Genomic DNA, 12,830 nt, shown 5'->3' on the forward strand with positions numbered 1-12,830 from the left:
GTGTGATTGCGGAGAACCTGTTCGATGACCAATCTCTCGGGCCGCAGTGCCATCGTCACCGGCGGTTTCTCCGGTATGGGTTTCGCCATCGCCACGGCGCTTGCCAGGGCCGGGGCCAACCTGGCCGTCGGCTCCTATGTGGCCGCGCCGGACACGGGCAGGACCGACGCCGCCTATTATCCGGGCGCCGAGGAGGTCGAACGGGTGCGCTCCGCCCTTGGGGCGCATGGCACAAGGGTCCACGCCGCGCATCTCGACGTGCGCGACAGCGATCTTAGCAATAGTTTCGTGGCCGAGGCGGAGGCGGCGATCGGGCCGGCCGACATTCTCGTCAATGCCGCCGGCACCACCGCCGAGCAGCCGGTCTGCGGCCATTCCGACGAACTCTGGGACAAGATCGTCGACACCAACCTCACCGGCGCCTTTCGTGTCACCCGCGCCGTGCTGCCGGGCATGATCGGGCGCGGCTGGGGCCGTATCGTCAACATCGGCTCGACCGCGGCCTCCGTCGGCTGGAAGGACAATCCGGCCTATTGCGCCTCGAAGGCCGGCCTGCTCGGCCTGACCCGCTGCGTGGCGCTGGAAGGTGCCCCGCACGGCGTCACTTGCGTCATGATCAGCCCGACCTGGGTGGAGACCGAACTGATGCGCCGCAACGTCGCGCAAGTCGTCGAGCGTGAAGGCAAGGGCCGCACGCCTGAGCAAGCCATGGCCGAAATCGCACGCGGCAACCCGCAGCAGCGCGTGCTGCAGCCGGAAGAGATTGCAGGGCTTGCCGTCTTCCTGTGCTCGGACGCGGCCAAGGGCATCACCATGGAAAACATCCAAATCACCGGCGGCGCTTTGTGGTAGCTCCCGCTCCCGCCCCGACTTGGTGCGGCCTTATGCGGCGAGCGCGCCGCATTAACGCCATTCAGCTGTTGCAGGATCGTGCGCAGGTCCTTCCTGTTTTGCCCGCGACAACATTTGTCATTGAGTGAGGGGCGATAGAACGGTAGGTTATATTGCACTGCACAATGGACGCCCCTGATCGGGGCGTGGTCCAGCCTTTGACAGGCCCAGCCGCGAAGGCTCAGTGGATGAGAGATCCGGTAGGGATATGAAGATTCCAAAATCCTTGTTGATCGATCCGGAGAAGAATGTCGTCTACGGCACCTTCGCCGTCGCCGTTTCGATCTTTGCTTTCGCCTACTCGACCAATTTCGGCAAGGTTCTCATCCTCGCCTACTACGCGGTCTGGCTTCCGCTCATTCTTGTCGACTACCGGCGGTTTTTGCGGCATCTCTCCGACGCCTGGCTGCCGCTGCTGTTTGTCGCCTATGTCTGCTTCTCGGTCTTCTGGTCGCATGCGCCCGGCACGACCGCGAGAGCGTCGCTCCAGTATTTCTCGCATGTGCTGTGCGCCTATGTCGCCGCGCGCACGGTCAGTGTGCGCACATTGGTGGTGGGTTCCCTGATCGGGATCTTCTTCGTCCTGCTCTATTCGCTGCATGTCGGCGCCTATGCGCTCGACACCATCGACGGGACCACCAATTTCGTCGGGGCCTTCGGCTCCAAGAATCAGGTCGGCTTCTTCGCTTCGTTTGGCATCTATCTCTGCTTCGTCTTTGTCGTCTTTTACCGGCGCGGCTGGCCAAGCCTGGTCTGGACGGCGCCGATCGGCCTGCTGTCGCTCTACATGCTGGCCATCGCCCATTCCGCCACCTCGGTGGCGTCGCTGCCGGCGGGGCTGGCGGTCGTCATCCTGCTTGGCGTGAGCAAGGTGCTGTCACGCCGCTATAGGCGGGTGCTGTTTGCGGTCGGCGCCTGCACGCTGGTCGGGGCGATCATGGCGGCGCTCAATCTCGGCCTTATGGATTTCGTGCTCGGCATCTTCGGCAAGGATTCGACGCTCACCGGGCGAACCTATCTGTGGGAACAGGGCTGGGAGGCCGCCCAGCAATTCCCGGTCCTCGGCTATGGCTATGCCGCCTATTGGGTGCAGGGTTTCGCCGAGGCCGAACGGCTGTGGGCCGAGTTCTACATCACCACCCGCACCGGCTTCCACTTCCACAACACCTATATCGAGACCCTGGTCGAGCTCGGCTTTGTCGGGGTGACGCTGATTGCGCTGGTCATCCTGCGCGCCTTCTATGGACACGTGTCGTCGGTGATCTTCCGCGATTGGCGCGCCGATTCGGTCGTCCTTGCCGGCGCGGTCGGCCTCATGCTGCTCCGCTCCTTCTTCGAGGTCGAAATCCTCGGCCCCTACTTCACGGCGTCATTCGTCGTCTACTACGGCCTGTTCAAGCTGCGCGAAGTGCCGGTGGTGCGGCCGCAGCGGTCGCGGATCGCCATCCAGGAAGCGAAAGCCGCAAGCGGCGGAACGCACGCAATAGGTTAGAGCAATTCCAGGAAAAGCGCGCAGGTTTTCCGTCCGGAATTGCGTGAAAACAAATACTTAGAGCGGGTCGGCGATTCCATCAAAAGTCGAACCCCTCTAAGGGGCGAGCCGAAGCTCAGGCGATGGCGCGAGAACGCTGCATCTGCCGCTGCAGGAACCGCCGCACCGGCTCGTCATAGAGGCGGGTTGCGATGTCGGCGATGACGATAACCGCAAGCGCCATGACGATGCCGAACCAGGGATGGTTGGCGAACGGATCGATGGAGACGGCCTTACCCGCTCCCGCGATGATCATCAGCATCGGCGTGTGGATAATGTAGATCGGGTAGGAGATCCGCCCGAGCCAGCCATAGAGCCTGGCAAGGCCTGGACGGGTCGGCGCCACGGCGCCAACCGTGACCAAGAGCGGAAACAACAAAACGACGCAGATGAGATCGTAGGGCGCGCGGCCGGCGCCTGCCGGCGCGATGGCAAAGACCACCAGTGTCAGGATCATCGCCATCTCGACCCAGTAGCCTTTCTGCAGGAACCCGAGACTCCCCTGGATGACCCCCATCGACCGGCAAAACAGCACGCCCAGAAAGAACGAGAAGGTGACGCGCGGCAAGCCACTGGCGATGGTCTGTCCGGTCATGCCGAAATCAAGCGTGCCGGCCAGCACCGCGCCAAGGATCAGCAACGCCAGGATGCCGGCGATCAGCACCACCAGCGCCCTTTTCGACAGCACGAAGAACAGCAGTACATAGGCGATGTTCACGAGGAGCTCGAAAAACAGCGACCACGAGGCGGGATTGAGCGGAAAGATAGTGTGATAGGCATCGCCGACCAGCGGAATGAACAGCATGCCCGTCGTCAGCATGACGGCAATGTCGGAGACCGGCAGATATTCGGCCGGCATCATCCTGTTCTTGATCATCAGATAAAAAAAGCCGAGCAGCGTGCCGGCAAGGTAGAGCGGATAGAGGCGGATCAGCCGGATCAGCAGGAAGGAGCCGATGCTCATCCCGGTTTCGATCTTCCTGTCATAGGCGTGCGCAATGACGAAGCCGCTGAGCAGGAAGAACAGGTCGACCGCGAGGTAGCTCGAAGGCAGCACCTTGCCGTCCGAGATGAACGGCGAGAAGTGGTAGAGCATCACGCTGATCGCCGCCGCGCCGCGCATCGCATCGAGATTGAGGTAGACGTGACGGGGGGCGGCGGGCTGCATTTTATGCCTTCAAGCGGTCCAAACAGATCGCCGCCCGCGCTCCTCGAACGCGGGCGAACCCTTCCTTGTCATCCCGCCTCCGCCGTATGGCTTGGGGCGAGATTGAGCTACTGGCTGGCCATCGGCGCCAGTTTGACCTTGATCACGTCGCCCGGCAGCACCGGCGTGTCTTCCTTGGCTTCGATCTCGCTCGTCTTGCCGTCGGTAACGCGTACCAGCGAATAGAGGAGGGCCGGTTCTTCGCCGCTCGTGATGGCAGCCGTCGTTGCCGGATCCGTTGCCTGGGCCATCAGGCCTTTTTGCATGCCCACCCTGAGCGCAGCCTCGTTCAGATCGGCTTCGGTCTGCTGCCGGTCGGCGGCGAGCTTCGAACTCAAGGTGTTTTGGGCATCGATGGCATCCTGCGCCGCCTTGCTGATCGACTGCTTGGCGGTGAGGATTGCCGTTTCGTAGTCCAGGATCTTGCCCTGCAGGTCGGCGACGGATTGCTGCGAATCCAGCAGTCGCGAATTGGCGACCAAACCCTTTTGAGCCAGCGGGCCAATGTTGCTGAGCTGCTTCTGCGCCAGTTCGACCTGCTTCTGCTGGTTCACGATCTTCTGCTGCAGCGACTCGATTTCGGACTGCAAAACGCTCTTCAGCTCATCGAGTGCCTGCAGCTTCAGCTTCAGCGCCTTCTGGTCGGAGGTGAGGATTGTCATCTCGTCGGCGACGATGGCTTGCAACCGCGGATCGCCCTCGACCTCCTTCGGCACGTCGAAGGTGGTCTTGCCAACCAGATCGGCATCGATGCGGGCGCGTTTGACTATCAGCCGAACCCGCTGGTCGTCGTAAATGTCAAAATTGCCCTTGGCGGTGATCAGGTCCTTGCCGAGCTGGGCACCGAGATCGGAATTGCGGCGGATGCCGCCGGCAACGCTGATCGCCTTGAGCACCGTCAGTTCAGGCACGTAAGGAAACTGACCAGGCGACTGCACCTCGCCCGAAATGTAGAACGGCCGGAACTGCACCATTTCCACGGATGCTTCCGGCTTGTCCGCAAGCGCCAGCTTACGCTGCAGGGCTTGGCTGATCGTCGCCGCGATCTCGGCGGTGGTCTTGCCGGCGGCGGGCAATTCGCCTGCGAAAGGCACCGAGAGCGTCCCGCCGGGGCCGACCGAATAGTCTCCGTTGACCGCCGACCAGTCACGGAACGTGCCTTCGACGGTCTGCCATTCCGCGATGCGGATGTTGAGCTTGTCCTGCGGTCCAAGCTGGTAGTCGCCGGCCATGGCCGGGACCGAAAGCGAGAGCGCCAGGCAGGCTGCGATGAGCCGTACCGGCGCCGTGGATCTGCTGCGAAGAAGTCCGACCATGTCTGTTTTCAACTGAACGTTTCCGATCCGCTTTGCCCCCACCGCCCGATGAGGTTCGCTGCTGGCCGAAGGCGGCCGCCTCAATGCAAGACCGGCCGTGCGAGGCTGACTCTAGTAGGAGCCGCGCGACATCCACACCGCAGGCACCGTCTTGACGATGATGCGAACGTCCTCGAACAACGACCAGTTCTCGACATAGTGGCGATCGAACGCCACGCGGCTGTCGTACGATACGTCGTTGCGGCCGCTGACCTGCCACAGGCCGGTCAGGCCGGGGCGCGACTTCAGATAATAGACGGCGGCGCTGCCGTAGATCTCCAGTTCGTCGCGCACGACGGGACGAGGTCCAACGAGGCTCATGTCGCCCTGCAGGATATTGATGATCTGCGGCAGTTCATCGAGGCTGAGCTTCCTCAGCACCGCGCCGACGCGCGTCACGCGCGGGTCGTTCTTCAGCTTGCGCGTCGCGATCCATTCGGCATTCGCCTCCGGATTGGCGGCAAGGTAAGCGGCAAGCACGCGCTCGCCGTCCGGAACCATGGTGCGGAACTTGAGGCAGGGGAATACCCGGCCGCCGCGGCCGATACGCTTGTGGCCATAGAAGATCGTGCCGCCGTCCGACAGCTTGACCAGAAGGGCCACCATCACAAACAGCGGGCTGAGAAGAACCAGGCCGGCCAGTGAGCCGACAATATCGAAACTGCGTTTGAGCAGGCCGCCGATGGGTGGCGGAAAATCAATGCCGACCTGCGAAAACCCCGCATTGGCCGACTTGGCGACGTCCCTCATGCTTAAAGCTCCATACGTTGAACGAATGGTTTACGGCACGATATCAAAAAAATGCTGCAGCGCAACACACAATTTCCCATCACGGTGAAATAGTCACGTCATGAATTGACTAAATAATAAACGCGCTCTGCCCAAAAATTCGCCTTTGTGGCACGTTTGTGACAATTTGTGAGCAAATGCCGAAAATGTAGTGCTTTTTTGGGGCCGATTTTGGGCGAATCGTTCTTCGCCGCAGAGCGTGGGGCGTTAAATTGCTTAGGATTCGCTGGATGACCTAGGTTGTTCGCATAAAATACTAATTAACATTGCAGCTTTTACTGAAGGGAAATTTACTTCCTGCTAATCGCTATGGTGCCTATGTGTGCGTCGCAGCATGACAGAGTCGATCCCGTCGACCCGCTCAAAATTATTTGCGGTTGGCCTTGCCGACAGTTTCCCGCCTTAATAGAGTCGCAAATTGTTCCTGTTAGAGTTTGGATAGGTTGGAAAGGCCGGAAGCAACCGGTCGAAAGTGGGCATAAGAATAAGCTCGCGTGGCGCATGGGGAGATACTTGGGTGGGTAAGTCGTCGCTTTTGCATGCTCGCGTCGGTTGACGGGACGACGGGCATGTCACTACCAAAATTCATCATGGGAATGGTTTTCGCCATCGCGATCGTGGTCGCGTGGTCCTATTTCGATGGCGCTTCGCTGGGCATGACGCTGCTGCGTGCCATCGCTTGCGCCGTCATCATTCAGCTTGGCTACTTTCTGCTGGTCTTCGTCATGGTCGCCAGGAGCGCTCCGACGCCAGCCGACAAGGCACGCGAAGCCGAAAGAAACCTCGGCCTGGACCAGACGGCCGAGAACGAGAAGTTCAGCGCCAGGCGAAGCATTCACTGATTTTTGCGCCGTGGCCAAATCGTCCTCAGCGAATGTCGGCGGTCTGTCTCTCGGCCTGCTCGCCTGACAGCATCCGGGACAACCTGCTGCCGGATTCCTGCTTCAACCGCTGATACTGGCCGACCTCCACGATGCGGCCATTCTCGATTGCTACGACCCAGTCGGCGAAGGCGATCATCGACGGCCGGTGCGCGATGGTCAGGATAGTCATCCGGCCGCGCAGCCCGTCGATCGACTTGGCGATCAGCGCCTGGTTCTGCCAGTCGAGCGCGCTGGTCGCCTCATCGAGGATGAGCAGGGAAGGGCTGCGCAACAGCGCACGCGCCAGCGCAATGCGTTGACGTTCGCCGCCCGAGAGCCGCACGCCGCGATCGCCGACCACCGTACCCAACCGATGCTCGAGCCGTTCGACGAAGTCGGCGGCATGCGCCGACCGCAGCGCCGCCCACAGTTCGTCGTCGCTGGCCTGCGGCGCGGCAAGGCGCAAATTCGCTGCGATCGTATCGTGCAGCAGGAACACGTCCTGCGGCACATAGGCCACCTGGTCGCGCCAGCGCCGGCGGTTTTGCGCGTCGATCTCGACGCCGTCGGCGAGGATCTTGCCCTGCGTCGGTTCGAGCAGGCCAAGCAGCATGTCGGCGATCGTGCTCTTGCCCGATCCCGAAGGGCCGATAAGGGCGGTGACCTTGCCGGCGGGAAGACCGAAGGTGATGCCGCTCACCACCGGCTTGCCGCCCCCTTCGCCATCCCTGAGTGCTGGGGAAACGTCACCATAGGCGAACGAAACATCACGTATGTTGAGCCCGACATCGAGCGCCAACCTGGCGCCATCAGCGGGTTCGCTGCTCACCAGTTCGCGCTCCGCGTCGAATTCGCGCTCCGCGTCGAAGCGCGTCTGCAGGTCGCGCATCGAGGCATAGGCAGGCAGATTGATCAGGACCTGCTGCGCCTGGGTCTGCATGTCCATGAAGCGCGGCGCGATGCGCATGAAAACCAGCAGCAGCACGACGATCTCAGCCAGCGAAAGCTGGAAGCGAACCAGCGCGACATAGATGAACAGGCTGAGCCCGGCGACACTCGCCACCTGGAACAAAGCGGTGCCGATCGTTGAGTTGCGCACGTAGTTGATGTTGTCGGCCTTCATCTTTTCGAGGGTCGACTGCAGCTGCGCGAAATAGCTCGCCTCGACATTCAGGCTCTTGGCTACCTTAATGCCGCCCAGGAATTCCGAGACCGTGCGATACTGATCCTGGCGATTGGTCGTCACCACCCGGCCGAACGCCGTGGCCCGGGTGCGAAAAGGCCGCAGCGCGACGAACATCAGCACGCCGATCACGATGGCGAAGCCTGTCATCACCGGCGAGATGAACAGCGATATGACGAGATAGCCTGCCAAAAGCACGCCGATCTGCGCCAGCATCAGCAGCGAGAATGCCGCGGCCTGCACGCGGTCTATGTCGCCGGTGAGCGCATGGTCGAGATCGGAACTGCGCATGCGTGAGAAAATGCCCCAGCGCGCCTTGCCGATACTCTCGAACAGATTCATGCGCAGACGGTTGATGAAATCGAACAGAAGCCTGGCCATGTAGACGGACTTGAAGCGGTTGAAGGCCGCTTGCAGCGCGACAAGCCCGACCAGCGCGCTAAGCACCGTCGTCAGTTGCAGCGTCCCGTCAGGCACCAGCCAGCGCACGATATCGTTGTCCGGCAGTCTGACCGCGAAATTCTGCTCGGAACGCCCCACCAGTTGCAGCAAGGGAATGAGAAGCAGGATCGAGATGCCTTCGGTCAGGCTTCCCAGAACCAGGAAGAGCAAGGCCGTCCAGGTTCGCCGCCCGCCGATCCTGGCGATGACGCCGGCAAATCCGGCGATTTCCCGAAACAGCGACAAGCGAAGGACGGATGATGCCGGCATGATCTGCTCACCGCGCGCGTTCGTCGGATGCCAGGTCCTGTTCGATGAGCGCCACGGCCTCGCCGATTCGGCCGAGGCCCGTCGGCACTTCGAGGCGGCACACGCCGATATGGCCAGCCAACCCGGCACAGTGGCGAAGGTGCCGGGTGGCGAAATCGCCGACCAGGGCCGGCCGCCCGAAGCGTGTCACGTAGGAGAATTTGATGACGGCCGACAGCGCCTCGACCTCGGGCAGCGGCGATATCGCTGCCTTTTCACCGCGCTCGAGAATGTAGAGCCTCGTCACAGGAACCTTGTCCGGCGAAAACCCGCCATGCAGGCGATGCTGTGCCTTGTCGATCGCCGGATGCACCTGTGGGCGCACTTCCGCTTGCCGGATCGGGATGGCGGCCGCGGCGTCGGCAGCGAGCTTCAGCTGCGGAAAGCCCGGAACGATCATCGGCTCGTCCGGGCTGGACAGGTCGAGCGCCACGACATCGTCGCTCAGCAAGCCGTGCCCGGCGCTGATCATCGCGCCGGCCGTCGTCGATTTGCCGGCGCCCTTGTCGCCCATGAAGATGGCGCTCCTGCCGCCGACGGCAATCGCGCTGGCATGCAGGATGAGCAGGCCGCGCTGGTGCAAAAGCAGCGCCATGACCGGCCCGAGCAGCGGAAAGGCGATCAGCTGGTCGTCTATCCCTGGCGCCGGATCGACAACGATCCTGCAGGCGTCGCTGATCAGGAAGGCGCCGACCGCCTGCCATGCCAGATATTGATGCCTCGGTTCGAAACGGAAAGCGGTTCCGGCCTCGAGCGAGGGTTTTGGATAGTCGATCGGACCGACGGCGATCACGATGTCGGCCGCGGCCGGCGCCGTCGGCTCGAGTTCGGGCAAGGCCAGTTCCGAGCTGATCGTCAGGCCGTAGGCCTTGTAGAAGCGGCGCTCTCTCTCCGGATTGCCTTCGACACGCAACCGAGCATGCCCCGGGTCGGCCGCGAGCGACGTGTTCGATCTCGTCATGCTTGGCTCCCACGCAGTTGAACTTGCCGTAACCAGAGAGAAAGCGCGATTGAGCGCCAGACACACTGGACATCGGGCAGGGTCGCCTCATCCGGCTGCCCGAGGATCCGCGCATAGGCCGCGCTCACCTCAGGCAGGTTGACATAGGGCGCGATGCGGTCCGCATCCGATACCAGCACCTTGTCGACGAGGTCGCGGTGGTTGCCGAGCATGCCGTGGACGAGGTTGGACTTGAAATCGATCTTGTCGCGCCGCCATTGGACTGACGGCGGCAGGATCCCTTCCATGGCCCGTCGCAGCACATGGCGGCCAAAGCCGTTGTGCAGTTTCTCCTCGCCCGGCAGCGCCAGGCAGAACTCGACCAGCGGCTTGTCCCAGAACGGATAGCGCGGCTCCATCCCGAAATTGGCGGCCGCCTTGTCGAGAACCTCGAAGGCGTGCGGCACGACGCCGTTCGACAGAATCCAGCGATGGCTAAGCGCTTCACTGGCAGTCACCGCGGACGGCATGTGTCCGGCCCTGTGGAAGCGTTCGATGAGGTCGGTCCGCCTGGCAAGGTCCGGATTGACCAGGTGGCGCCAGCTCGCGCCGCGCGGTGCGGCAGGCCTGCTGCGAACCCTGTCCAGGATGCGGCGTGCCGTGTGCCTGAGTTTTGCGATGCGCCAGGCCGGCCCGTAAAGGGTCAGGAACTGGTAGTACAGGCCCAGCATGCTGTCGCCATAGGTGTTCGAGGCGCTGCGGATCTCCCGCCACAGCTCCATCCATTTGCCGGCATTGGCAAGCTCGTGCAGATGGCCATGACCTTGCGAGACGACTTCGTCGCCGCCATGGCCGTCCAGCAGCACCTTCATTCCTTTCGCGCCAGCCTCCCTGTAGATGCCGCGCGTCAGCGACAGGCCGGGCGCCAGGAACGTCCCCTCCTGCTCTTCGAGGATGCGTTCGAACTCGGCGAACGGCGCGTAATTGCCGACGGCAATCAGTGTGCCGTCGACCTTCTGCTGGCCGATCACCGCGTCGATGAAAGGCCTCTCGTCCATCGAGGAGCCGCTTTCGAAGATCAGCGAAAAGGTCGGCAGTCTGGGCTTTCGCGCCATGGCGTTCTGCAGGCCCGCCACGCAGGCGATCGCGGAAGAATCGAGGCCGCCGCTGAGCATCGCGCCGACCGCCGGTGTGCCCCGCATGCGGTTGCGGACCGACTGCGAGAACAGGTGGCGGAATTCCTCCGCGGCATCGGACCGCATCGGCCTCGGCGACGGCTCGATCTGCCAGTAGCGGCGCAGCATCACTTGGCTGTCGCTCACCGTCAGGCTGTGGCGGGCCGGCAAGCGGAAGATGTCGGTATAGGGCGTCGACTGCGGATCGTCGGGCAGCCCGGCCAGAAACCCTGATATCTGATGCTCGCTGAGACGCGCGCCGGCACCGCTGACGGCGAAGATGGGACCGATCTCCGAAGCGAAGATAAAACGCTGGTCATCCGCATGATAGTAGAAGGGTTTCACCCCGAAATGGTCGCGCGCGCAAAACAGCGCCTGGCGTTCGCTGTCCCAGATGGCGAAGGCGAAATCGCCTTGCAGATAGGTCGGGCATGCCTCGCCCCAACGCAGATAGGCGCGCATCAGCAGCGAGCCGTCGGCAAGCGAAGCGTCCCTGATGCCAAGCCTGGCCAGCAATTCCTCGCGATTGTCCAGCCGGCAGTCTGCGGTGATGGCGAGCTTGCCGCCAGCCATAGTCAGCGGGCCGGGGCCGGCTTCATCCGTTGTGTTCAGCCAGGCATGGCCGAGGGCCGCTCCAAGGGGTGCGGTCGCGTCCACCCACCAAGAACTGCCGTCACGGGCGCGATGCTGCATGCGCGCCAGCATTTGCTGGATGTCGGCCGCGGCGGTCGGCCTGCCTTGCTGCCTGGGCATAATTCCGGCGATGCCGCTCATTGGCTACTGGCCGTGATCGACGAGATGGGCGAAACCACTGATGGAACCGCCAAGGACAACATTGTTGCCGCTCATTAGCCAGGCATGCGCCTTCAATTGCGTGCCGGTGTCCCGCTCGATGCCAATGCGTATTTTCGAGGCGTTGCCCTGGCGGGCGAGAATATATTGGCCGGAGAGCGCCTGGGTAAGGCAGCTTGCATAGGGAACGAGACGAGCTGCCGCGGCAACGCCCCAGGCGACCCGCCTGAGGTCGCCGATGCCGGCCTCGTGAGGCGCATCGAGCCGCGTCACCATGCGGCGAAGACGGTTGTACGAAAACAGCGTCAATCCCAAGCGCACCGCCGCGACCACCAGCAGACAGTGCGCCAGAAACAGCATCTCCGAGCCACTCAAGGAGAGAACCCTAGACAAGTTCCTCATGGTGGAGCCTCGCAAGCCCTGCCTCGGCCAGGCCTTTCAACAACCCGTCGACGTCGGCCTTGCAACGCTCCGGATCGACGTCGTAGCGCGTGAGCACCGCGCTGCGGATATCCGCGATCGGCCGCGGCTCCTGGATCAGTTCCCAGATATAGGCCCCGACGCTGTTCAGGCTGTAATAGATGTTGGATTTCAAATTGAGCAGCGCCAGCCCGTTGCCGAACTCGCAGGCCACGGCGTCATTGGTAGCACTTACGCTATCGCGGTCCGATGGGTTCCAGTTCATCCCAAAACCTCGTTTACAATACGCTACGCTTCGTCATGTTCAGGACCGGTTGGAAAGCCGGGGGATTTTGCCCCCCGGCCTCCCTTTTCATTTACGCCCGGAGCCCCAACTTTGTACTCCGGGACGAAACCAAGCTCAGGAGAACGTGAGTTCGCCGATCGGCGTATGGGCGGGAAACGACGCGTCGAGCGCCGTCGAGCCACCGCCGCCTTGCGTGATGGTCTCGATCGAACCGTGGACCGTCAGGCTAGGCGTTTCGTACTCATGCTTTTCAACATTCTGTTCCATTTTACTCTCCGATAGGGACTGGAAACGGCCTGTCGAGTGCCGTCAGCACATTGCAATGCTGCAATGCAATAGCTGCATGGCGTCTTATGTGAGTCAAGCCTGATTTACCAACTGTTAATCAATTGTCGGTTGCGCTTGGCTCTGCCTGTGATCAAACCTTCGGCAATCGCATCCTAGTCACGCTTGATAGCGGAATTCAACGACGCGCCAATGACGCCGAATTAAGCATATGATTTGATTATGATAAATTTTTTGACTCAAATGCCCGCTTTATTAGCACGAAGAAATTTGTCCGCAAATTGCCCAATTTGGCGTTCATAGCAGCCCTAGTTCGGCTCTCGATCGGAGTTCCGGCCGACCACGCTCGCATGCCGCACTTGA

Annotated in this window: 12 protein-coding genes; 3 read left to right on the forward strand and 9 right to left on the reverse strand. The window is 62.0% G+C overall.

The window, feature by feature from the left end:
- The first annotated feature begins 24 nt into the window (after nt 1-24).
- A complete protein-coding gene (locus D3227_RS01815) occupies nt 25-852 on the forward strand; it encodes an SDR family NAD(P)-dependent oxidoreductase (protein ID WP_120011960.1) in 828 nt (275 codons plus the stop codon).
- 247 nt (nt 853-1,099) lie between these two features.
- Nucleotides 1,100-2,383 (forward strand): O-antigen ligase family protein, encoded by a 1,284-nt coding sequence (locus D3227_RS01820; protein ID WP_120011961.1) that lies wholly within the window; start codon nt 1,100-1,102, stop codon nt 2,381-2,383.
- Nucleotides 2,384-2,498: 115 nt separating this feature from the next.
- Here D3227_RS01820 and D3227_RS01825 read toward each other — a convergent pair whose 3' ends face one another.
- The 3 genes from D3227_RS01825 to D3227_RS01835 form a co-directional block, all read right to left on the reverse strand.
- Nucleotides 2,499-3,590 carry an acyltransferase family protein gene (locus D3227_RS01825; RefSeq protein ID WP_120011962.1) on the reverse strand — a complete coding sequence of 364 codons (1,092 nt, stop codon included), beginning with the start codon at nt 3,588-3,590 and terminating at the stop codon, nt 2,499-2,501.
- 107 nt (nt 3,591-3,697) lie between these two features.
- Entirely contained in the window at nt 3,698-4,945 is a 1,248-nt protein-coding gene (locus D3227_RS01830) for a polysaccharide biosynthesis/export family protein (protein ID WP_120011963.1), read from the reverse strand.
- Between the two features lie 111 nt (nt 4,946-5,056).
- The gene (locus tag D3227_RS01835; RefSeq protein WP_120011964.1) at nt 5,057-5,734 is read right to left on the reverse strand and encodes a sugar transferase; all 678 of its coding nucleotides are present in this window, start codon (nt 5,732-5,734) and stop codon (nt 5,057-5,059) included.
- Nucleotides 5,735-6,342: 608 nt separating this feature from the next.
- Here D3227_RS01835 and D3227_RS01840 point away from each other — a divergent pair.
- Entirely contained in the window at nt 6,343-6,615 is a 273-nt protein-coding gene (locus D3227_RS01840; RefSeq protein WP_120012224.1) for an exopolysaccharide production repressor protein, read from the forward strand.
- A gap of 25 nt (nt 6,616-6,640) precedes the next feature.
- On the opposite strand, the gene D3227_RS01845 is transcribed toward D3227_RS01840, so the two are convergent.
- The 6 genes from D3227_RS01845 to D3227_RS01870 form a co-directional block, all read right to left on the reverse strand.
- Nucleotides 6,641-8,530 carry an ABC transporter ATP-binding protein gene (locus tag D3227_RS01845; RefSeq protein ID WP_120011965.1) on the reverse strand — a complete coding sequence of 630 codons (1,890 nt, stop codon included), beginning with the start codon at nt 8,528-8,530 and terminating at the stop codon, nt 6,641-6,643.
- A gap of 7 nt (nt 8,531-8,537) precedes the next feature.
- The gene (locus tag D3227_RS01850; RefSeq protein ID WP_120011966.1) at nt 8,538-9,530 is read right to left on the reverse strand and encodes a phosphoenolpyruvate carboxykinase (ATP); all 993 of its coding nucleotides are present in this window, start codon (nt 9,528-9,530) and stop codon (nt 8,538-8,540) included.
- Nucleotides 9,527-11,458, reverse strand: coding sequence for a lasso peptide isopeptide bond-forming cyclase (locus tag D3227_RS01855; RefSeq protein WP_120011967.1), 1,932 nt, complete (start codon nt 11,456-11,458; stop codon nt 9,527-9,529). The genes D3227_RS01850 and D3227_RS01855 overlap by 4 nt, the downstream gene beginning before the upstream one ends.
- A 3-nt stretch (nt 11,459-11,461) precedes the next feature.
- Nucleotides 11,462-11,851, reverse strand: coding sequence for a lasso peptide biosynthesis B2 protein (locus D3227_RS01860; protein WP_245451616.1), 390 nt, complete (start codon nt 11,849-11,851; stop codon nt 11,462-11,464).
- A 10-nt stretch (nt 11,852-11,861) separates the two neighbouring features.
- Complete coding sequence (locus D3227_RS01865; RefSeq protein WP_120011969.1) at nt 11,862-12,161, reverse strand: PqqD family protein; 300 nt, start codon at nt 12,159-12,161, stop codon at nt 11,862-11,864.
- A 135-nt stretch (nt 12,162-12,296) separates the two neighbouring features.
- Nucleotides 12,297-12,449 (reverse strand): lasso peptide, encoded by a 153-nt coding sequence (locus tag D3227_RS01870; RefSeq protein WP_006205257.1) that lies wholly within the window; start codon nt 12,447-12,449, stop codon nt 12,297-12,299.
- Nucleotides 12,450-12,830 lie beyond the last annotated feature (381 nt).

The sequence above is a fragment of the Mesorhizobium waimense genome (assembly GCF_003601975.1).
In the GTDB taxonomy this organism is placed as follows: Bacteria; Pseudomonadota; Alphaproteobacteria; order Rhizobiales; family Rhizobiaceae; genus Mesorhizobium; species Mesorhizobium waimense.

Excerpts from the sequence above, each read along its gene's own strand:
- D3227_RS01815 (WP_120011960.1), top strand. The coding sequence starts at position 25 with ATGACCAATCTCTCGGGCCGCAGTGCCATCGTCACCGGCGGTTTCTCC.
- D3227_RS01820 (WP_120011961.1), top strand. The coding sequence starts at position 1,100 with ATGAAGATTCCAAAATCCTTGTTGATCGATCCGGAGAAGAATGTCGTC.
- D3227_RS01825 (WP_120011962.1), bottom strand. The coding sequence starts at position 3,590 with ATGCAGCCCGCCGCCCCCCGTCACGTCTACCTCAATCTCGATGCGATG.
- D3227_RS01830 (WP_120011963.1), bottom strand. The coding sequence starts at position 4,945 with ATGGTCGGACTTCTTCGCAGCAGATCCACGGCGCCGGTACGGCTCATC.
- D3227_RS01835 (WP_120011964.1), bottom strand. The coding sequence starts at position 5,734 with ATGAGGGACGTCGCCAAGTCGGCCAATGCGGGGTTTTCGCAGGTCGGC.
- D3227_RS01840 (WP_120012224.1), top strand. The coding sequence starts at position 6,343 with ATGTCACTACCAAAATTCATCATGGGAATGGTTTTCGCCATCGCGATC.
- D3227_RS01845 (WP_120011965.1), bottom strand. The coding sequence starts at position 8,530 with ATGCCGGCATCATCCGTCCTTCGCTTGTCGCTGTTTCGGGAAATCGCC.
- D3227_RS01850 (WP_120011966.1), bottom strand. The coding sequence starts at position 9,530 with ATGACGAGATCGAACACGTCGCTCGCGGCCGACCCGGGGCATGCTCGG.
- D3227_RS01855 (WP_120011967.1), bottom strand. The coding sequence starts at position 11,458 with ATGAGCGGCATCGCCGGAATTATGCCCAGGCAGCAAGGCAGGCCGACC.
- D3227_RS01865 (WP_120011969.1), bottom strand. The coding sequence starts at position 12,161 with ATGAACTGGAACCCATCGGACCGCGATAGCGTAAGTGCTACCAATGAC.
- D3227_RS01870 (WP_006205257.1), bottom strand. The coding sequence starts at position 12,449 with ATGGAACAGAATGTTGAAAAGCATGAGTACGAAACGCCTAGCCTGACG.